This window comes from Allobosea sp. LjRoot90 (assembly GCF_964254315.1).
In the GTDB taxonomy this organism is placed as follows: Bacteria; Pseudomonadota; Alphaproteobacteria; order Rhizobiales; family Beijerinckiaceae; genus Allobosea.
Window position 1 is genome coordinate 359,315 of the sequence record NZ_CAXUTF020000005.1, and the last position, 19,173, is coordinate 378,487.

Consider the following 19,173-nt stretch of genomic DNA (forward strand, 5'->3'; position numbering starts at 1 on the left):
GGGAGTGCGGAGGGGAATGGCAGGCTGCCGTTGATCTCCCTCCGCCGCCAAGTAAGCAGTGCCCTCATCCTGAGGAGGCCCCAAGGGCCGTCTCGAAGGATGCACCAGATGCTTCCGGAGCCTCCTGAAACATCCTTCGAGATGCGCCTGCGGCGCTCCTCAGGATGAGGACATGAGACATGTGAAGTGCGAGCGGCTCACGCCTGCTCGACATGCTCCTTCGTGACGAAGGCGATGCGGACCATGTTGGTTGCGCCCGGCGTGCCGAAGGGAACGCCGGCGACGACGATGAGCCGGTCGCCCTCAGCGGCAAAACCCTCGCGCACCGAAAACTTGCAGGCGCGGGAGGCCATGTCGTCGATGTCGCTGGCATCCTTGGTCACCACCGCATGGACGCCCCAGACCAGGGTAAGCCTGCGCGCCGTGGCGGCATTCGGCGTCAGCGCGATCACGGTCGAGTTCGGCCGCTCGCGGGCGATGCGGAAGGCGGTCGACCCCGAGGAGGTCCAGGCAGCGATCGCCTTGAGATGGAGCGCGTCGGCGATCTCGTGCGCGGCCTTGGCGATGGCGTCGGCGCCGGTCGCCTCCGGCTCGGCCTTCTGCGATTCGAGGATCGAGCGGTAGATCGATTCGCTCTCCACCTCCTCGGCGATGCGGTTCATCATCGAGACCGCCTCGATCGGGTACTGGCCGGCGGCGCTCTCGGCCGAGAGCATGACAGCGTCGGCGCCTTCGAAGACGGCGGTCGCGACGTCGGAGACCTCAGCGCGGGTCGGGACCGGCGCCGTGATCATGCTCTCCAGCATCTGCGTAGCGACGACGACCGGCTTGCCCATGCGCCGGGCCATGCGGGTGATGCGCTTTTGCGTACCCGGCACCTTCTCGATCGGCATCTCAACGCCGAGATCGCCGCGCGCGACCATGATCGCGTCGGAGGCCTCGATGATCTCCTGCAAGCGCAGCACCGCCTGCGGCTTCTCGATCTTGGCGAGTGCCAGCGCCCGGCCCTGCACGATCTTGCGCAGGTCCGCCATGTCTTCCGGCCGCTGCACGAAGGAGAGCGCGATCCAGTCGACGCCAGCCTCCGCGGCGGCTTCCGCGTCCGAGCGGTCCTTGTCGGTCATGGCCGAGACCGGAATCGTGGTGTCGGGCAGGCTGACGCCCTTGCGCGAGGAGAGGCGGCCGCCGATGACGACCTTGGTCACCGCTTGCTTCGGCGAAGCCTTCTCGACGACGAGGCGGATCTTGCCGTCGTCGAGGATGAGGTGATGGCCGGGCTCCAGCGCCGTGAGGATCTCGGGATGCGGCAAGTGCACGCGCTTGGCCGTTCCGGGCGCCGGATCGGAATCGAGGACGAAGCGGGCGTCCTTCTCCAGCATCACGCCGCCATCGCCGCCGAACTGGCCGACGCGCAGCTTCGGCCCCTGGAGGTCGGCGAGGATGCCGACCGGGCGGCGGAACTGCTTCTCCAGCCCACGCAGCATCGCGATCCGGGCTGGCAGGTCCTCGCGCTGGGTATGGCTCATATTGATGCGGAAGACGTCGACGCCGGCCTTGAACAGGGCAGCGCACATCTCCGGCGTGGACGAGGCCGGGCCCAGCGTTGCGATGATCTTGATCCGCCGTTCCCGCTTCATCACGTCATTTTCCCCTTGAAAAGTTATTTTGTGCCCGCCCAACGCAGGCCTCGCCGATTCAAACGATTAGAGCAAGCTGGTTGCTGCACCGCCGTCATGGACGCGGTGCGGCTCCCGCCGTGTCGGTGAGCTGGATCGTCCAGCCCTTCTGCTCACCGGTGTCGACCTCGAAGAAGCCGGAGCGCTCATAGCCGCGCGCCAAGCAGTCTTCGATGCCGCGGATGGTGAATTCCTTGTTGCGCGTGCACATGACGGATTTTCCGGTCCACTCGCCGCCTTTGTCATAGTCGACGGCGTGAACGTAATAGAAGCGTGCCGCGAGCGTGCCACGCAGCAGGGTTTCGCAGGCGCGCGGCGCCAAATTCCACCAGCCTTCGGTGATCCAGCCCTGTGCATCGCGATAGCCGAGGGCGACGCCGACGCGGCTACCGGTGGTGTTGCACATGCGCAGGTCAGCCAGCGCCGGACTGGCGCCGGCCAGGAGCAGTCCCCCTGCCAGCAGGATTGAATGGAGGCGTCCACTTCGGCTCATGTATCGTTTCTTGGGTCGATCAGAATCACGCGGCAATCATTGACATTGGTCAGGGTCGGGCCGGTCTGCAACAGGTCGCCGAGGGACGAGAAGAAGCCGGTCGAATCGTTCTGGGCCAGTGATTGGGCGGGATCGAGGCCGAGGCTTTGCGCGCGCACCAGCGTGGTCTCGTCGATGATCGCACCGGCCGGGTCGGTCGCCTCGCCGCCGCCGCCATCGGTGCCGTCAGTGTCGCCGGAGAGCGCGACGATGCCAGGCTCGCCGGCGAGCGCTATCGCCAGCGCCAGCGCGAATTCCTGGTTCGGGCCGCCGCGGCCATTACCAGCGATGGTGACGGTGAGCTCGCCGCCGGAGATCAGTGCGACGCGGCGTCCGGCGGCCGTGAGTGCGAGCGCCTGCTTTGCCTGGGCAGCCGCGACCTCGCGCGCCTCGCCCTCGAGATCAGGGCCGAGATCGATCGGTTCGTAGCCGGCCTCGGCAGCTGCCTTCACCGCGGCGGCGATGGCGTCGGCCGGTCGGGCGACGATGCGATACTCGCTGTTGGCAAAAGCGGGATTGCCCGGCTTTGGCGTCTCGCTGGCATCGTCCGCCAGCAGGGCCTGCGCGGCGGGTGGCAACGCCAGTCCGTAGCGGGCGACGATGGCGCGAGCATCGGCCATCGTGCTGGGATCGGGCACGGTCGGCCCCGAAGCGATCGCGGCCGGGTCGTCATGGGGCACGTCGGAGACCGCCAGCGTCAGCAGCCGTGCCGGAGCGGCGGCGAGCGCGAGCCGTCCGCCTTTGATGCGCGAGAGCCGCTTGCGGACGATGTTCATCTCGCCGATCGGCGCGCCGGAACGCAGCAGGGCCTTGTTGACTGCCTGCTTCTCGGCGAGGGCGAGTGAGCCCGCGGGCGCGACCCAGTTGGCCGAGCCGCCGCCGGAGAGCAGCACCAGGACGAGATCGTCGGCGGTCGCCGAGGCAGCGAGTTCGAGCGCTCGCGTCGCGCTGGCGATGCTGCCTTCGTCGGGCACGGGGTGGCCGGCCGCGAGCATCGGGATGTGGCGGGTTTGTGCCTCATAGCCATGGCGCGCCACGGCATGGCCGAGGAAGCGCTCGGGCGGCAGCTTCAACGTGTCGAGATAGTATGCCTCGGCCAGTACCGTCATGCTGCCGGCGGCCTTGCCGGCGGCGAGCAGGATCAGGCGGCCATTCGGCGGGGGAGGGGGCAGATGCGCGGCGAGCCAGCTCTGCGGATGGGCACGAGCCACGGCAGCGTCGAAGATTTTGCGCGCCGTCTCGCGTCGCTGCGCGATTGCGTCGTCCCGCTGCTCCAAGCCGCTTCCTCGTGCGAATCTGCTGTTGGCAATCGACTTTCGTCTCAGCCCCTTCTATGTCGCGCAAGGCTGGGCGTCACCCGCGATTTGATGATGTAGTTCGAGGTCATGATGCGTGCGGACGAGAGCTTGCAGAGCCGTGCTCCGGTCCGGCAACCCGGTGATGTCGAAATCATCTCCGGCGATCCTGCGAGCGGCGTGCTGCTGCTCTGTGACCACGCGACGAACGCGATCCCGGCCGAGCTGAACTCGCTTGGCCTGCCGCTGCAGCAGCTCGAGCGCCACATCGCCTACGACATCGGCGCGGCCGAGATGACGCGCGCCATGGCGCAGGCGCTCGGCGCACCCGCCGTGCTCAGCAATTTCTCGCGCCTGCTGATCGATCCCAATCGCGGTCGCGACGATCCGACCCTGGTGATGCGGATCTCGGACGGCGCGATCGTGCCGGGCAATGCCCGCATCGACGAAGCTGGCATCGCCGAGCGGATTGCGCGCTATTACGCGCCCTATGACGCGGCGATCGATACCGCGACCGAGACGGCGATCGCAGCCGGCCATCCGCCGGCGATCGTCTCGTTGCACTCCTTCACCCCGTTCTGGAAAGGCGTGCCGCGGCCCTGGCAAGCGGGTGTCCTCTGGGATCGGGAGGGCCGGCTGGCAAAGTCGCTGATCGCTTCGCTGCAGGCGGAGGGCGACCTGATCGTCGGCGACAACGAGCCTTATAATGGTGGCCTGCCCGGCGACACGATCGACCGCCATGCGACACGGCGCGGCCTGCTCGACGCGCTGATCGAGATCAGGCAGGACCTGATCGGCGAGCCGCATGCGGCGCGCGCCTGGGGCTTCCGGCTGGCGCGCCTGCTGCCCGGCGCGCTCGCTGCGGCACGAGAGATGTGAACTCAGGGTCGTTCTTGCTTGACCTGCGCACCCATCCTTGCGAACCCCTGCGACCGAATTCCGAAGAAGGGTTTTGAGAATGGACGATCCGGTTGCAGGCGATCAGCTCAAGAGCATCGTGCAGCGCATCGAGCGGCTTGAGGAAGAGAAGAAGACGATCTCCGACGATATCAAGGAGGTCTATTCCGAGGCCAAGGCCAATGGCTACGACGTCAAGGTGCTGCGCAAGGTCGTCGCGCTGCGCAAGCGCGACCTCGACGAGCGCAAGGAGGAGGAGGCAATCCTTGACCTCTATCTCCAGGCGGTCGGCGAGAGCGCCTGAGCTTCAGTCTATCGAACGCAAAACGCCGCCCGGGATATCCCGGGCGGCGTTTTGCTTTTCAGGAGCTCGCTCAGGCGGCGAGCTTGAATTCAGCCTGCGCGCCGCCGCCTGATCCCGAGGCTCGGTCAACGGTGGGTGCGGAACCGGAGCTCATCATCGATGAAGGCCTTCTCCGCAAAGGCCGCTTCATTGGAGCCGAAAGGCATCTGCGCACGGAGAGTCCAGGACGCAGGAATGCTCCAGGTCTTGGCGACTTCCGCGTCAACGAGCGGATGGTAGTGCTGAAGGCTCGCGCCGATACCGACGTCAGCAAGCGTGGTCCACACCGCCAACTGCGCCATGCCGGTCGAATGCTCGGACCAGATCGGGAAGTTGTGCGCGTAGAGCGGGAAGTTTGCCTGGAGAGCCTTGACCGGCTCCTGATCCTCGTAAAACAGCACGGTCCCTGCGCCGTTCGCGAAGCTGTCGATCTTCTTGGCTGTCGCGTCGAAATCGGCAGCCGGCACGATCGCGCGAAGCGCCTCTCTGGTGATGTTCCAGAACTTGTCGCTCTCCTTGCCGAAGAGAATGACGGCGCGAGAGCTTTGCGAGTTAAAGCTCGAGGGGGAGAGGCGGATCGCCTCCCTGATCAGGCCATCCACCTGCGTTTCGGAGATCGGCAGATTCTTGCCGAGGGCATATTGCGTGCGGCGTCTTTTAAGCTTGTCGAGCATGGCTTCCTCATCTGTGACCGCGTGTCACGCCGGCAGGCCGATGAAACGGGGTGGTTTTTCCCGGAGCGCGCCCTGAGGCGCCCTTCCTGCGAAAGCGGGATTTGATGATGGAGAGGTAGCGGTTCACTTGCCGCACCAGAATGCCCATATTGGGCATCAATCTGTTGCTCATCCAGGAACGCTTGCATGTCCGAGATCGACGATATCAGGAGCTTTGTCGCCGTCGTCGACGCCGGCGGCTTCGGCCGTGCCGCCCATAGCCTCGGCCTGGCGAAGTCGATCGTCAGCCGCCGCATCTCTCGGCTGGAGGCCGATCTCGGTACAAGGCTGCTCAGCCGCACGACGCGCGGCGTCGCCGCCACCGAGGCCGGGCTGGAATTCAAGGCGCGCGGCGAGCGCATCCTCTCGGAACTCGCCGAGGCGCGCGAGGCGGTGGCGCAGCAATCCGAGGGCGTCGCCGGGAGGCTGCGGCTGTCGATGCCGCTCTCCTTCGGCTACCGTCATCTTGCGCCCGTACTGGCGGAGCTGGCGCAGCGGCACCCCCGGCTGGAGCTCGACGTCGAGGCCAGCGACCGCCAGGTCGACCTGATCGGCGAGCGCTTCGACGCCGCGATCCGGATCGGCTCGCTCAAGGATTCCAGCCTGGTCGCGCGTCGCATCGCGCCGGTTAAGGCGGCGGTGCTGGGCAGTCCGGACTATTTCGCCCGGCATGGCCGCCCTGAGACGCCGCTCGATCTCGCCCGTCACGAATGCCTGGTCTATTCGGGCAACAGCGTCGTCGACTGGGGCTTCCGCATGAACCGGCGCTGGGTTTCCGTGCGCCCCTCCAGCCGCTTGCGCTCCGACAATGGCGACACGCTGCTGCGCTGGGCCGAGGCCGGGCTGGGCATCACCGTCCTGCCGACCTTTATCGCCAGCGATGCGATCCGGGCCGGGACGCTCGAGCACATTCTCTGGCGCTATCCGATGCGCGAGAGCGCGCTCCATGTCGTGCGCCCGCCGGGGTCTTACGTGCCCGGTAAGGTCCGCGTACTGATCGATCTGATGATTGAGCGCTTTGGCAGCACTCCGTCCTGGGATCCCTGCCAGGCGGCGGTGCAGGCGAAGATCGCGGCCGGGGAACTGGCCCCCGAGGACTATCCCGCCGACGAGCATCAAATGGCGTGAAGTCAGGCTTCACGCAAATTCGCGTGGCAATGCGACTGCCAGCAGCCAGTGTTGCTCCCACAACAACGGGAGATCGCCATGCTGCTGGTTGGAATGCTCGACAGCCCCTATGTGCGGCGCGCCGCCATCACCGCGACCTTGCTCGAGGTTGAATTCGAGCACCGTTCCGTCTCGGTGTTCCGGCATATGTCGGAATTCCGCAAGATCAACCCGCTGATCAAGGCGCCGACGCTGGTCGCCGACGACGGCACGGTGATCACTGACTCAGCTCTGGTCATCCAGCATTTCGAGGATGTCGCCGTCCGTTCGCTGCGCCCGATCGATCAGGCGGCGCGGGTCAGGGATCTCAGCCTGACCGGCATCGGCATCGTCGCCGCCGACAAGGCGGTCTCGGTCGAGTACGAGCGCAAGCGGCCGGAAGAGAAGCGTTACGAGGGTTGGCAGGAGCGCATCCTGGCGCAGCTCCATACGGCACTCGATCTGCTCGACCAGGCTGCAGAGCGTGGCGAGATCGGCGCCGGGCCGGAGCTTGAGCCTAGCGACATCGCCGCGGCGATCGCCTGGGGCTTCTGCCGCTTCGTCATCCCTGATTTCGTCGAGGAGGGGCGCTGGCCCGCGCTGGCGCGTCAGGCCGCAGCCTGCGAAGCGCTCGATGTGTTCAGGGCCTGGCCGATCGACAAGGAGTAGTGGGCAGGTCGCTCAGTTCTGGACGAAGGTCGTCGGCAGGGCCTTGATGGCAGGCCCGCTGAAACCGCTCGTGCCGACATCGCTCGGCTCGGCGGCGGAGAAGCCGAGAGAGGCGGCCGGACTGGCACCGACGACCCAGCCTTTGGCCTGAGCTTCCGAGCCAGCCTTCGCCCTGGCGGTCGCGACCGTTGTCCGGCGCACCGGCGCGTCCGATGCTGAGGCGGCGGCGAAGAGCGAGTCGAGGCCGGCGCGGTCGGCGTTGTATTCGGCGGCGATCGGGGTGCTACGCGGCTGCGCGGCGATCTGGGTCGTGCCGGGACGCTCCGGTTCGGCGCCCGGCGGACGCGGCCGGATCGGCGGCAGCGGGTGACTGATCGCGACGAGCTTTGCACCGGCTGGGACGGTGTCCTCGGCCTCGTCGTTCAGCCGTAAGCCCTCGGTCGAGAGGCTCGCCAGCGCGACCGGGCGGGAGGGTGGCAGGGGCGCCGAGACGGAGCGGCCGGTGACGATGGTTTCGAGCGAGGGACCGGGCAGGTCGTTGGGCCGGCGCGGCGGCAGCGAGGCGAGGATGAGCTTCTGCTCGGCTGCCGGCAGCGGCAATGCCGAGGCTTCGGCGGCCATCGCGGCGAGCTGCGGCGAACCGGCTGGCGGATTCGGTATCGGCGGCGTCAGGCCGCTCGGGCGTGCGACGGGAAGCGCGGTAGCGATCGGGCTCGGCTTCGGCGGCTCGGGCGGCGCCACCTCGGCGGGGGCGAGCGCCGCGACCTGGGTTTCTGCCGGTGGCTGGGTGGTGGTCGTCGCGCGGTTCGAGCGCTCGCGGAGAACGGCGCGGCCGGCGGGCTCGGACTGAGCCGGCTGCGCGTTGAAAACAGCGAAGCGGCCGCCATCGCCGTTATTGCTGTCACCGGCATAGGCCATGACTGTCGGCTGCGCCGTGGGCGCGCGGCGGGCCGCTGCACGGCCGCGGGCCGGACGAGCGTCGGCCTCCTCATCGTCGCCACCGAACAACGCGGCCCAGAAGCCCTTGCCGCCGCCGCTGGAGGCCATGATCGCGCCTTCATCGTAATCCCCGGCGGCGTAGCCCATCACCGAGCCACCACCGGAGAGGATCTCGGCCTTGGCAGTCTCGTAGCCGCTGAGCGGCTTGCCATCGGCCGGCAGATGCACGGTTCTCTCATCGGGGAAGAGGCGCACGAGCTGGTCGCGGGTCATGCGCGGCCAGGAGCGGACGGAGCCGGCATCGAGATGGACGAAGGGGGTGTGTGCGCCCGGATAGAAGCCGACGCCGCCGCGCTGCATCCGCATCGCCATCTCGCGGATGCGGGCAGTCGGGGTATCCGGCAGGTAGAAATCCATCGCCTTGCCGAGCGTGTGCTGGCTGTGCTTGGCGACGCCGCGCGAGCGCCGGCGCAGCATGGAGTTCGTGCCGGGGGAGCGATAGGCGGAGACGACATGGAACGGTTGGTCAGAGCCGACCTTGCGGTGAACTTCCCAAGCGAGGTCGAACAGGCGCGGATCCATGCGGATCGGCTCGTCGAGGCGCCAGTCGCGCAGCGCCCAGTTGAGCTTCTCCAGCGCCGAGGAATCATAGCGGCCATCGCGCTTGAAGGTGACGGTCGTCTCCTCCTTGGTGTGCATGTGCTTGATGGTGATGGTGCGGGTGTCGCCATTGGCGACTGCGTTCTGCGTGCCGCGGACCCCGAGGACGAGGAGGCTCGCGCTGGCGATCAGGAGCAAGCCGACGCGTGTGCCGTGCCGCAAAGAATGCGGGAGCCGTGCTGCGATCTCGGCTTTCGACCTGCTCACTCTGTCAGACTCGTCTCGAAGCGCCGGGGAAAGCCGGAGCGATAAACGTGAAGGAACAGTTGCCGAGAAGGCTTAACGGGAGGTTACCAGCGAGGCAACTCCCCGCCGTACTCCGGCAAGCAAGATTGCTCGCTACCGGCAGATCGTGGCGAAACCGTGCCGAATGGGACTTTTCGCAGCCGAGTTGGTCAGGAACGTTGCTCGAGCGCGTTCCGCACCAGCCTGTGGAAACCGTAGATGTCGTCGAAGGTGGAGACCGCGCCGGCCTCGTTGACGACGAACGTCTCATAGACGAGGTGGATCGCCAAAGGCTGCGGCAGCTTGATGGTGCGCTCACCGGAGCCGATCAGCCGCTTCAGCCGCTCGGCGGTCCATTCCGGCCCGAGCACCTGGTCGGCGAGGGCGAAGGGATTCTCGACGCGCACGCAGCCATGGCTGAAGGCACGCTTGCCGGCGCCGAACAGGCTGCGATTCGGCGTATCGTGCAGATAGACGGCATGGTCGTTCGGGAACATGAACTTGATCCAGCCGAGCGCATTGCGCTCGCCCGGCGGCTGGCGCACCGAGATATTGCCGTTCTTGCCCCGCGTCACGACGTAGCCGCGTCTGGCGCCATAGTTCGGATCCGCAGCGAGCCCGGGCAGGAATTCCTTCTTCAGGATCGAGGGCGGCACGAACCAGGACGGGTTGACGACGACGTGATCCATCTTGTGCGAAAAGACCGGCGTCGCCGATTCCGGCTTGCCGACGATCACGCGTGCCTCATGCGCGAGCTTGCCCCCGTGCATGACGCGCATCTTGTACTCGGGGATGTTCACGATGATGTGGTTCTCACCGAGATCGGTCGGCAGCCAGCGCCAACGCTCCATCTGGGCGACGATGTCACTTTCCAATCGCGTCGAGGGCGGCATGGCGAGCGCGGCGACCGTCTGGTCGCTGAGCACGCCGTCGGCGCGCAGGCCGGCCTGCTTCTGGAAGTCGGCCACTGCCAGCGCGGTCGAGCGGTCGAAGACCGGCTCCTCGCTGCTGCCGAGGCCGAGCCGGGCGCGAACGAGCGGCACGCGGGCATCACGCATGCCGACCTTGAGGGCTGGGCCGGCCGGGATGCGGGCAACGGGCGTCTCGGGCTTGTGAGCGCGCAGCTCGGCGAGCTTGGCCTTTAGGCGCTGGTAGCCATCATGCTGGGGATTATAGGCGGCGAGCACCGCGCCGGGATCGACAGCGCCGGTAAGTTCGGACAGCACCTCGGTCGCCGAGGGCAGCTCGAGCTTCGGCGTGATAAGCTTCGAAAGGCGGCGGGGATCGATGCGTCCGCCGCGGGCGTCGCGAGCGTAGAGCACGGCGAGTGCCGACAGCCGGATATCGGCCGCGGCGAGGCTGTCCCTGTCGCTCGCCTCGAAGACCGGCAACAGGTAGTCGCCAGTGCGCAAGCCATCCTCGCCGGCACGGCCGAGACGGGCGGCGATCTGCTTGCCAGCAGCGCTGAGATCCTTGCCGTCGATCCAGAACGGCCTGTTCTCGTTGGCTGCGTAGGCAGCGACGATATCGGCGCGTTCGCGAGCGGACAGGCGCGGCAGCGCGGCTGCGATCTCGGCCTGGGCGGCGATCCGGCCGGAGAGCTCGAGCCCGGCCGGCAGCGTGACCGCGACTTCTGGCAAAGGCGGTAGGTCGATCTGCGGTGCGGCCGGCTTGGCCAGCTGCGGTTGCACCGGCTCGATTGGTTTCGTCAGTGCCGGATCGACCGGCGGCATCTCCGGCTCAGGCAGATCGAGCTCGGGCTCGGGCTCGGCTAGGCTGCGATTCGGCTGCGTCGAGAGCGCGCCGGTGACCATGTCCTTAGCCTCGGCAGCATCGGCCGATTGAAGGTCGGTGGACGGGCGCAGATCGAGCGTGACCTCAACCGGCGCGGGAATATCGAGCCTCTGCGGCTCGGCATCGCGCTTCACGATGACCAGAGCGGGCTGTTCGGGCAGCGGAATGCCGAGCTCGCCGGTGGTCTCCTGGGCAGTCGCCGGAGCGAGCAGGAGCGCGAGGCCAAGAGTGGTGGCTGAGACGGTTTCCACCAGGCGGCGAAGGCGCATCGATTAACTTCCCCGGTCCTTGCCGATCCACGCCGATAACTGCGTGACTCGACCTGCTTCGACAAGATGCCGCCCTGCAACAGCGGCCCATATTCGCCCTCTGCAGCCCGTCCCCTGTGGGTTGCAGAATGCGTTTCGCTTTTTTACGGGCTTAAGCCGCGTCGGCGCCGTCAGAGGCGTCCTCGCCTTCGATCAGCCCGTAATCCTTGAGCTTGCGGTAGAGCGTCGAACGGCCGATGCCGAGCTTGCGCGAGATCTCGGACATGTGGCCGCGATAATGGGCGAGGGCGAACCGGATGATCTCGCGCTCGAGCTCGTCGAGCGTGCGCATGTCGGAACCGGCGACGAGATCGAGCGCGTTCGGATCGCGGACCGGCACCTGGATGATGCGCGGCGGCGCCTCGCCGCGCGGTTCGGCGGCGATTGAAGCCGGCGCCGGCGGGATGCGCACATCGAAGCCGTCCATCTGCGCTGCGATCTGCGGGAATTCGGCGACGGTCAGCTCGTCGCCATCGGAGAGCACGACGGCGCGGAACATCGCGTTCTCGAGCTGGCGGACATTGCCCGGCCAATCATAGTCGGCGAGCAGGCCGAGTGCCTCGGCGCTGATGCCGCGCAGCTTGCGGCCTTCTTCCGCGGCGAAGCGGGCGAGAAAGCCGCGGGCGAGATCGGCCACGTCCTCACGACGTTGGCGCAAGGGCGGCAAGGTGATCGGGAAGACGTTGAGCCGGTAGTAGAGATCCTCGCGGAACTCGCCGCGCTTGACCTGCTCCAGCAGGCTCTTGTTGGTCGCCGAGATGATGCGGATGTCGACGCGCACGGACTTCTTGCCGCCGACGGGATCGACCTCGCTCTCCTGAATAGCGCGCAGCAGCTTGACCTGCGCATCGAGCGGCAGTTCGCCGACCTCGTCGAGGAACAGCGTGCCGCCACTGGCCTCGACGAACTTGCCGATATGGCGCTCGGTCGCGCCGGTGAACGAGCCCTTCTCGTGGCCGAACAGGATGGATTCGACGAGATTGTGCGGGATCGCGCCGCAGTTGACCGTGACGAAGGGCCTGCCCTTGCGGTCGCTGGTGCCCTGGATGGCGCGGGCCAGCACCTCTTTGCCGACGCCGGATTCGCCTTCGATCAGAATCGGGATGTTGGAGCGGGCGGCGCGTTCCGCCAACTGGATGACGCGGCCCATGTCCTGGCTCTTGCTGGCGAGATCGCGAAAGCCGAGCTGGCCAGAGGCGCGCCGCTTCATATAGCGGATCTCGTGCTCGAGAGCTCCGAGCTTGAGCGCGTTCTTGAGCGAGATCTGCAGGCGCTCGGCGCCGGCCGGCTTGACCACGAAATCGACGGCGCCGGCGCGCATCGCAGAGACCACGGTCTCGATCGAGCCGTTCGCGGTCTGCACGATCACCGGCACCTCGCTGCCGCGTTCGCGCAGCGCCGCGAGAACGCCCATGCCGTCGAGGCCGGGCATGACGAGGTCGAGGATCAGGCAGTCGATGCGGCGCGATTCGTCGACGAGAACCGCCAGGGCTTGCTCGCCGCCTTCCGCGAGCGCGACTTCGTAACCGAAGCGCTTCAGCATCGCGTCGAGCAATCGGCGCTGCACGGGATCGTCGTCGACGACGAGGATGGTGGTGGACATGAAACCTCGGCAGGCCAGGCAATCAGCCGGAAGCGGCTGTTCCGTTTCGGGTCACTGTCGAGGAGAACGGTTAAGCGCCGCTTAAGCCGGCGAGGCCCGTAGGAAATCGAGCGCCTGTGACAGCGTCGCCGTTGATCGCGGGCGGCAGCCCGCGCATATGAGGGGGCCACAATCCTTCCCGACAGGCCGAGGCTGACGACGACATGACCCGCCCCTTCGACCGTCCTGCCATCGCACGCGCCGCTCATGCCGGGGGCGTGGCCGAGGCGCTCGGCGCTCTGCCGGAATGGGACCTGACGCATCTTTATCCGGCGATGGATTCGCCGGCCTTCGCCGCCGATGTCGAGCGCGCGGCAGCCGAGGCGCGGCGCTTCGCCGAGCTCTATCGCGGCAAGCTCGCGGCGCTCGCCGCGCGCGACGATGCCAGCGCTGCGCTCACCGAAGCCGTCAAAGCCTATGAGCGGCTGGAGGACCTGATCGGCAAGATCATGTCCTATGCCGGCCTGGTCTATTCCGGCGACACCACCGATCCGCAACGCGCCAAATTCTATGGCGACACGCAGGACAAGGTCACCGCGATCTCGACTGAGCTGTTGTTCTTCGGGCTCGAGCTCAACCGGATCGACGAGGCGCTGCTGACCAAGGTGGCGGCGCAGGCTCCGCTCAGCCACTGGAAACCCTGGCTCGACGATCTCGCCAAGGACAAGCCGCATCAGCTCGAGGACCGGATCGAGGAGCTCTTCCACGAGAAGTCGGTAACTGGCCACGGCGCCTGGAACCGGCTTTTCGACGAGACGATCGCCTCGCTGCGCTTCAAGGCCGGCGGCGATGACCTCACCCTCGAACTGACGCTGAACCGGCTGCAGGACGCCGATGGCGCCGTGCGTAAGGAGGCCGCCGAGGTGCTCGGCACGGTGTTCCGCCAGCACCTGCGCACCTTCGGCCTGATCACCAACACGCTCGCCAAGGACAAGGAAATCTCCGACCGCTGGCGCAAGTTCGCGGACGTCGCCGATTCACGCCATCTGGCGAACCGGGTCGAGCGCGAGGTGGTCGATGCGCTGGTCGCGGCGGTGCGCGAGGCCTATCCGCGCCTGTCGCATCGCTATTACAAGCTGAAAGCGCGCTGGTTCGGCCAGGAGGCGTTGGACTTCTGGGATCGCAACGCGCCGCTGCCCAAGGTCGAGCAGCGTATGATCCCCTGGACGGAGGCGCGCGACACCGTGCTCTCGGCCTATGGCGATTTCTCGCCGGAGATGGCGGGGATCGCGCAGCGCTTCTTCGACGAAAGCTGGATCGATGCGCCGGCCCGCCCGGGCAAGGCGCCGGGCGCATTCGCGCATCCGACGGTGCCATCCGCCCATCCCTATGTCCTGCTCAACTATCAGGGCAAGCCGCGCGATGTGATGACGCTGGCGCATGAGCTCGGCCATGGCGTGCACCAGGTTCTGGCAGCGCCGAACGGGGCGCTGATGGCGCCGACGCCGCTGACGCTGGCCGAGACGGCGAGCGTGTTCGGGGAAATGCTGACCTTCCGCAAGCTGCTCGACGGAACCACGGATCAAAAGCAGCGCAAGGCGATGCTGGCGGCCAAGGTCGAGGACATGATCAACACGGTCGTGCGCCAGATCGCCTTCTATTCCTTCGAGCGCAAGGTCCACGAGGCGCGCCGGCAGGGCGAGCTGACGGCGGAGAACCTCTGCGAGCTCTGGCTCAGCGTGCAGTCGGAGAGCCTCGGTCCGGCAATCCGGCTCGGCCCGGGCTACGAGACCTTCTGGGCCTATATCCCGCACTTCATCCATTCGCCCTTCTATGTCTACGCCTACGCCTTCGGCGATTGCCTGGTGAACTCGCTCTACGGCGTCTACCAGAACTCGGCCTCGGGCTTTCAGGAGCGCTATTTCGCGCTGCTCTCGGCTGGCGGCACCAAGCACCATTCCGAACTGCTGAAGCCATTCGGTCTCGATGCGCGCGATCCGGCCTTCTGGCAGATCGGGCTCAAGATGATCGAAGGGCTGATCATCGAGCTCGAAGGAATGGAATGAAGCGAGGCGCGCGGTGAGTTCCGTCGTCTTCGACCGCGCGCTCTATCGCCGCCGCCTTAAGGCGGCGCTCGCTGCCGGCTATCCCGATTTTTTGGTGGCGCGCTGCGTCGCCGATCTCGACGAGCGGCTCTCCGCCGTGCTGCGGCGTTTCGAGCGGGCGGCTGATCTCGGCACGCCGCTGCCACTGGCGGATCAGGCGCTGCGGGCACGGGCAGGCGAACTGTTGCGCATAGCGGAAGTGCCAGATGCCAGCGCCGGCCTCGTCGGCGATCTGGAAGCACTGCCCTTCACGGCGGAATCGCTCGATCTCATCGCTTCCCTGCTGTCGTTGCACACCGTCAACGACCTGCCCGGTACGCTGGTGCAGATCAGGCGGAGCCTGCGCCCGGACGGCCTCTTCATCGCCTGCCTGCTCGCCGGCCAGAGCCTGACCGAATTGCGCCAGTCGCTGCTGGCGGCAGAAGTTGAGGTGACCGGCGGTGCGAGCCCGCGCGTCGCACCTTTCGCCGATCTGCGCGACCTCGGTAGCCTGCTCCAGCGCGCGGGTTTTGCGCTTCCGGTGATCGACAGCGAGAGCGTCACCGTGCGCTATGGCGACATGTTCGGGCTCTTGCGCGATCTGCGCGCCATGGGCTGGGCCAATGCGCTGACCGAGCGCAGCCGCAAGCCGTTGCGGCGCGGCGTGCTGCTGCGGGCGGCCGAACTCTATGCCGAGCGTTTTGCCGATGCGGATGGCCGCCTGCGCGCGACCTTCGAGATCGTCTGGCTCTCCGGCTGGGCGCCGCATGAGAGCCAGCAGAAGCCGCTTCGGCCCGGCTCGGCCAAGGCGCGGCTGGCCGATGCGCTCGGTGCGGTCGAGATCGGCACCGGCGACAAGGCGGGCGGGGGAGAGCGATGAGCGAGAAGCCAGTCAGGCTCGGGCGGGTCGATTTTCGCCTGTTCCGCACGGTCCCGACGCGCTGGGCCGACAACGACGTCTTCGGCCACGTCAACAACGTGATCTACTACAACTGGTTCGACACGCTGGTGAACGCCTGGCTGATCGAGCAGGGCTTTCTTGACGTCAAGGACAGCAAGATCGTCGGTCTCGTGGTCGGCACGCGCTGCGACTATTTCGAGAGCGTCGCCTTTCCTGAGATCGTCGAGGGCGCGCTCGCGGTCGAGAAGCTTGGTCGCTCCTCAGTGACCTACCGGATCGGGATTTTCCGCCAGGGCGGCGCGCTGACGGCGGCGCAGGGCCTCTTCACCCATGTCTATGTCGAGCGCGGCCCGCAGACGCCGGTGCCGATCCCGGCGAAGCTGCGCGCGGCCATGGCGGAGATCGGGGTGGGATAAGTGCTTCGGCCTCTTCGCATCACGCGATCAGCAGCCCGCAATGCTCGGCGAAGGGCTCGAAATCGCGGTCTTGATGCAGCAGGTGGTGGCCGTTCGCGATGCAATAGGTAGCGATCACGAGATCAGGTGATTTTCGAATCGTCACGCCGAGGCTGCGCAGCTTGCGATAGTGGCGCGCAGCCTGAGACGCCAGCTCAGGAGACAGCATCGGCCGTAGCTGGAAGCGGCGCAGTCGCTTTTCGATCGCAGCGGCATGAGCTTCATCACGAGCGCCGCGCAACACTTCCAGGAGCACAACGTCACCGACGAGGATTGATCTCGCGCTTTCGATCGCATTCAGGCGAGTGACAGCTTGAGAGGGCGTTCGGCGCAGAAGCGCGATCCAGACGGACGAATCGACCGCAATCACAGGCGCTCAGGGTCTGTGAGATCGGTCCTCATCTCGTCGAGGTCCCCTTCCCAGCCCAAACCCACCAAATCCCGGAGGGCGCGCCGTGCGTGATGCTCGCGCACGAGAATCCGCAACGCTTCTTCCACGGTCGCGCGCTTGGTCGGCAAGCCCGTTGCCTCCATAGCCTCGGCGAGCAACTCGTCATCGAGCTCGATATTGGTGCGCATGGCAGCCTCGATGTGTAAGAGATGTGTAAAGCATACACATCATGCGCCCGCCGTTCAATCGGCGCGCTCCAGCTGCGATTGTCTCACCCGCCGCTTTTAGGCTATTGCCCCCGCTTGAGATCGAGCCCTTGGCTCGCCCCCTCCGTCAGGAACAGGCCGCGTGATTCCCAACGACATCAAGATCACCCCGCAGCTGGTCGCCGAGCATGGCCTCAAGCCGGACGAATATCAGCGCTTCCTGCACCTGATCGGGCGCGAGCCGTCGATCACCGAGCTCGGCATCGTCTCGGCGATGTGGAACGAGCATTGCTCCTACAAATCCTCGAAGATTCATCTGAAGACGCTGCCGACCAAGGCGCCCTGGGTGATCCAGGGGCCGGGCGAGAATGCCGGTGTGATCGATATCGGCGACGGGCTCGCCGTGGTTTTCAAGATGGAGAGCCACAACCACCCGTCCTTCATCGAGCCCTATCAGGGTGCGACCACCGGCGTCGGCGGCATCCTGCGCGACGTCTTCACCATGGGCGCGCGGCCGATCGCAGTGCTCGATGCGCTGCGCTTCGGCGATCCGAGCCATCCCAAGACCCGCCATCTGGTCTCCGGCGTCGTCGCCGGCATCGGCGGCTACGGCAATTCCTTCGGCGTGCCGAATGTCGGCGGCGCCACCGGCTTCCACCGGCGCTATGACGGCAACAACCTGGTCAACGCCATGGCTGTCGGCCTCGCGCGCTCCGACGAGATTTTCTACGCCAAGGCCTCGGGCGTCGGGAAGGCGATCGTCTATCTCGGCTCCAAGACCGGCCGCGACGGCATCCATGGCGCGACCATGGCCTCGGCCGCCTTCGGCGAGGGCGCCGAGGAGAAGCGCCCGACCGTGCAGGTCGGCGATCCCTTTGCCGAGAAGCTGCTGCTCGAAGCCTGCCTCGAGATCATGGCCGCCGGCCATGTCGACGCGATCCAGGACATGGGCGCGGCCGGCCTGACCTGCTCCGCCGTTGAGATGGGCGCCAAGGGCGATCTCGGCGTCGAGCTCGATCTCAACGCGGTGCCCTGCCGCGAAGATCAGATGAGCGCCTATGAGATGATGCTCTCGGAGAGCCAGGAGCGCATGCTCATGGTGATCAAGCCGGGCCATGAAGAGCCGGCCGAGGCGATCTTCCGTAAATGGGGTCTCGACTTCGCCGTGATCGGCAAGACCACCGACACGCTGCGCTTTGTCGTCAAGCACGACGGCGAGACGATGGCCGACCTGCCGATCAAGGAGCTCGGCGACGAGGCTCCCGAATACGACCGGCCCTGGGTCGAGACGCCGAAGCGGCCGGTGGTCGATGCGGCGAGCATCATCCCGCCGATGTCGAACGCCGAGGCGCTGCTCGCGCTGGTCGGCTCGCCTGACCTTTCGTCGAAGCGCTGGATCTACGAGCAGTACGATACGCTGATCCTCGGCAATTCGGCGGTGACGCCGGGTGGCGACGCCGGCATCGTGCGCATCGAGGACGGGCCCAAGGGCCTCGCCATGACTGCCGACGTGACGCCGCGCTATTGCGAAGCCGATCCGTTCGAAGGCGGCAAGCAGGCTGTCGCCGAGGCCTGGCGCAACCTGACCGCGGTCGGAGCCTTGCCGCTCGCCATCACCGACAACCTCAATTTTGGTAATCCGGAGCGGCCCGAGGTGATGGGCCAACTCGTCGGCTGCATCCAGGGCATCGGCGAAGCCTGCCGGGTGCTCGATTTCCCGGTCGTCTCCGGCAATGTCTCGCTCTACAACGAGACCAACGGCGTCTCGATCCTGCCGACCCCGACGATCGGCGGCGTCGGCCTGCTCGCCGATGTGACGAAGCATGCGACAATCGGCTTCAAGGCTGAAGGCGAGGCGATCGTTCTCATCGGCGAGACGAAGGGCTGGCTCGGACAGGGCGCCTATCTCGCGACGGTCTGTGGCCGCGAGGAGGGCGCGCCGCCGCCGGTCGACCTTTCGGTCGAGCGCCGCAATGGCGATTTCGTGCGCGGGCTGATCACCACGGGCCGGGTCACCGTTTGCCACGACCTGTCGGATGGCGGTCTTGCCGTCGCGCTCGCCGAGATGGCAATGGCGAAGGGGATCGGCGCCAAGGTCGAGGCGTTGCCAGCCGGGCCGGCTCATGCTGCGCTCTTCGGCGAGGATCAGGGCCGCTACCTGCTCTCCCTGCCGGCTAGTGCTGCCGAAGCTATCGTCGCTGAAGCGAAGGCCGCCGGCGTGCCGGCACAGATCATCGGCCGGACCGGCGGGAGCGAGCTTGCGCTGCCGGGCGAGGCGCCGGTCGCATTGTCCGCCTTGCGCCAAGCGCATGAGAGCTGGCTACCCGACTACATGGCCGGCAAGGCTGCTTGAGGAG

17 protein-coding genes are annotated in these 19,173 nt (G+C 66.8%); 8 read left to right on the top strand and 9 right to left on the bottom strand.

Annotation, left to right across the window (positions count from 1 at the left end; translation table 11 throughout):
• Nucleotides 1–197 precede the first annotated feature (197 nt).
• From pyk to ACSQ3M_RS20300, 3 genes are all read right to left on the bottom strand, one after another.
• Nucleotides 198–1,637 (bottom strand): pyruvate kinase, encoded by a 1,440-nt coding sequence (gene pyk / locus ACSQ3M_RS20290; protein ID WP_436151877.1) that lies wholly within the window; start codon nt 1,635–1,637, stop codon nt 198–200.
• Between the two features lie 94 nt (nt 1,638–1,731).
• Entirely contained in the window at nt 1,732–2,169 is a 438-nt protein-coding gene (locus ACSQ3M_RS20295) for a DUF1036 domain-containing protein (protein ID WP_436151878.1), read from the bottom strand.
• On the bottom strand, nt 2,166–3,485 hold the full coding sequence (locus ACSQ3M_RS20300) for a glycerate kinase type-2 family protein (RefSeq protein ID WP_436151879.1): 1,320 nt from the start codon (nt 3,483–3,485) through the stop codon (nt 2,166–2,168). Before ACSQ3M_RS20300 ends, ACSQ3M_RS20295 begins: the two co-directional genes overlap by 4 nt.
• 111 nt (nt 3,486–3,596) lie before the next feature.
• On the opposite strand from ACSQ3M_RS20300, the gene ACSQ3M_RS20305 reads away from it, so the two are divergent.
• Entirely contained in the window at nt 3,597–4,382 is a 786-nt protein-coding gene (locus ACSQ3M_RS20305) for an N-formylglutamate amidohydrolase (protein ID WP_436151880.1), read from the top strand.
• 79 nt (nt 4,383–4,461) lie between these two features.
• Nucleotides 4,462–4,704: a DUF2312 domain-containing protein gene (locus ACSQ3M_RS20310; RefSeq protein ID WP_057191700.1), complete on the top strand. Its 243-nt coding sequence runs from the start codon at nt 4,462–4,464 to the stop codon at nt 4,702–4,704.
• Between the two features lie 125 nt (nt 4,705–4,829).
• On the opposite strand, the gene ACSQ3M_RS20315 is transcribed toward ACSQ3M_RS20310, so the two are convergent.
• Nucleotides 4,830–5,417, bottom strand: coding sequence for a nitroreductase family protein (locus ACSQ3M_RS20315; RefSeq protein ID WP_436151881.1), 588 nt, complete (start codon nt 5,415–5,417; stop codon nt 4,830–4,832).
• 186 nt (nt 5,418–5,603) lie between these two features.
• On the opposite strand from ACSQ3M_RS20315, the gene ACSQ3M_RS20320 reads away from it, so the two are divergent.
• Together ACSQ3M_RS20320 and ACSQ3M_RS20325 are read left to right on the top strand one after the other, a co-directional pair.
• The gene (locus ACSQ3M_RS20320; RefSeq protein ID WP_436151882.1) at nt 5,604–6,584 is read left to right on the top strand and encodes a LysR family transcriptional regulator; all 981 of its coding nucleotides are present in this window, start codon (nt 5,604–5,606) and stop codon (nt 6,582–6,584) included.
• Between the two features lie 78 nt (nt 6,585–6,662).
• Nucleotides 6,663–7,271 carry a glutathione S-transferase family protein gene (locus ACSQ3M_RS20325; RefSeq protein ID WP_436151883.1) on the top strand — a complete coding sequence of 203 codons (609 nt, stop codon included), beginning with the start codon at nt 6,663–6,665 and terminating at the stop codon, nt 7,269–7,271.
• A gap of 12 nt (nt 7,272–7,283) precedes the next feature.
• Here the strand turns inward: ACSQ3M_RS20325 and ACSQ3M_RS20330 are convergent, their stop codons facing one another.
• The 3 genes from ACSQ3M_RS20330 to ACSQ3M_RS20340 form a co-directional block, all read right to left on the bottom strand.
• Complete coding sequence (locus ACSQ3M_RS20330; protein WP_436151884.1) at nt 7,284–9,077, bottom strand: DUF882 domain-containing protein; 1,794 nt, start codon at nt 9,075–9,077, stop codon at nt 7,284–7,286.
• 188 nt (nt 9,078–9,265) lie between these two features.
• Complete coding sequence (locus tag ACSQ3M_RS20335; RefSeq protein ID WP_436151885.1) at nt 9,266–11,158, bottom strand: L,D-transpeptidase family protein; 1,893 nt, start codon at nt 11,156–11,158, stop codon at nt 9,266–9,268.
• Nucleotides 11,159–11,309: 151 nt separating this feature from the next.
• Nucleotides 11,310–12,800, bottom strand: a complete 1,491-nt coding sequence (locus ACSQ3M_RS20340) for a sigma-54-dependent transcriptional regulator (protein WP_436151886.1) — start codon at nt 12,798–12,800, stop codon at nt 11,310–11,312.
• A 203-nt stretch (nt 12,801–13,003) separates the two neighbouring features.
• Between ACSQ3M_RS20340 and ACSQ3M_RS20345 the strand changes: the two genes are divergently transcribed.
• Genes ACSQ3M_RS20345 through ACSQ3M_RS20355 form a run of 3 tightly spaced genes read left to right on the top strand, consistent with a single transcriptional unit; the run spans nt 13,004 to nt 16,180 of the window.
• Complete coding sequence (locus ACSQ3M_RS20345; protein WP_436151887.1) at nt 13,004–14,845, top strand: M3 family oligoendopeptidase; 1,842 nt, start codon at nt 13,004–13,006, stop codon at nt 14,843–14,845.
• 13 nt (nt 14,846–14,858) lie between these two features.
• Entirely contained in the window at nt 14,859–15,743 is an 885-nt protein-coding gene (locus tag ACSQ3M_RS20350) for a methyltransferase domain-containing protein (RefSeq protein ID WP_436151888.1), read from the top strand.
• A complete protein-coding gene (locus ACSQ3M_RS20355) occupies nt 15,740–16,180 on the top strand; it encodes an acyl-CoA thioesterase (RefSeq protein ID WP_436151889.1) in 441 nt (146 codons plus the stop codon). Before ACSQ3M_RS20350 ends, ACSQ3M_RS20355 begins: the two co-directional genes overlap by 4 nt.
• A 19-nt stretch (nt 16,181–16,199) precedes the next feature.
• Here the strand turns inward: ACSQ3M_RS20355 and vapC are convergent, their stop codons facing one another.
• Together vapC and ACSQ3M_RS20365 are read right to left on the bottom strand one after the other, a co-directional pair.
• The gene (gene vapC / locus ACSQ3M_RS20360) at nt 16,200–16,589 is read right to left on the bottom strand and encodes a type II toxin-antitoxin system VapC family toxin (protein WP_436151890.1); all 390 of its coding nucleotides are present in this window, start codon (nt 16,587–16,589) and stop codon (nt 16,200–16,202) included.
• Nucleotides 16,586–16,798 carry a type II toxin-antitoxin system VapB family antitoxin gene (locus tag ACSQ3M_RS20365; RefSeq protein WP_436151891.1) on the bottom strand — a complete coding sequence of 71 codons (213 nt, stop codon included), beginning with the start codon at nt 16,796–16,798 and terminating at the stop codon, nt 16,586–16,588. The genes vapC and ACSQ3M_RS20365 overlap by 4 nt, the downstream gene beginning before the upstream one ends.
• Nucleotides 16,799–16,958: 160 nt before the next feature.
• Between ACSQ3M_RS20365 and purL the strand changes: the two genes are divergently transcribed.
• Entirely contained in the window at nt 16,959–19,169 is a 2,211-nt protein-coding gene (gene purL / locus ACSQ3M_RS20370) for a phosphoribosylformylglycinamidine synthase subunit PurL (RefSeq protein ID WP_436151892.1), read from the top strand.
• Nucleotides 19,170–19,173: the final 4 nt, after the last annotated feature.

Excerpts from the sequence above, each read along its gene's own strand:
- pyk (WP_436151877.1), bottom strand. The coding sequence starts at position 1,637 with ATGAAGCGGGAACGGCGGATCAAGATCATCGCAACGCTGGGCCCGGCC.
- ACSQ3M_RS20295 (WP_436151878.1), bottom strand. The coding sequence starts at position 2,169 with ATGAGCCGAAGTGGACGCCTCCATTCAATCCTGCTGGCAGGGGGACTG.
- ACSQ3M_RS20305 (WP_436151880.1), top strand. The coding sequence starts at position 3,597 with ATGCGTGCGGACGAGAGCTTGCAGAGCCGTGCTCCGGTCCGGCAACCC.
- ACSQ3M_RS20310 (WP_057191700.1), top strand. The coding sequence starts at position 4,462 with ATGGACGATCCGGTTGCAGGCGATCAGCTCAAGAGCATCGTGCAGCGC.
- ACSQ3M_RS20315 (WP_436151881.1), bottom strand. The coding sequence starts at position 5,417 with ATGCTCGACAAGCTTAAAAGACGCCGCACGCAATATGCCCTCGGCAAG.
- ACSQ3M_RS20320 (WP_436151882.1), top strand. The coding sequence starts at position 5,604 with ATGTCCGAGATCGACGATATCAGGAGCTTTGTCGCCGTCGTCGACGCC.
- ACSQ3M_RS20325 (WP_436151883.1), top strand. The coding sequence starts at position 6,663 with ATGCTGCTGGTTGGAATGCTCGACAGCCCCTATGTGCGGCGCGCCGCC.
- ACSQ3M_RS20335 (WP_436151885.1), bottom strand. The coding sequence starts at position 11,158 with ATGCGCCTTCGCCGCCTGGTGGAAACCGTCTCAGCCACCACTCTTGGC.
- ACSQ3M_RS20340 (WP_436151886.1), bottom strand. The coding sequence starts at position 12,800 with ATGTCCACCACCATCCTCGTCGTCGACGACGATCCCGTGCAGCGCCGA.
- ACSQ3M_RS20345 (WP_436151887.1), top strand. The coding sequence starts at position 13,004 with ATGACCCGCCCCTTCGACCGTCCTGCCATCGCACGCGCCGCTCATGCC.
- ACSQ3M_RS20355 (WP_436151889.1), top strand. The coding sequence starts at position 15,740 with ATGAGCGAGAAGCCAGTCAGGCTCGGGCGGGTCGATTTTCGCCTGTTC.
- ACSQ3M_RS20365 (WP_436151891.1), bottom strand. The coding sequence starts at position 16,798 with ATGCGCACCAATATCGAGCTCGATGACGAGTTGCTCGCCGAGGCTATG.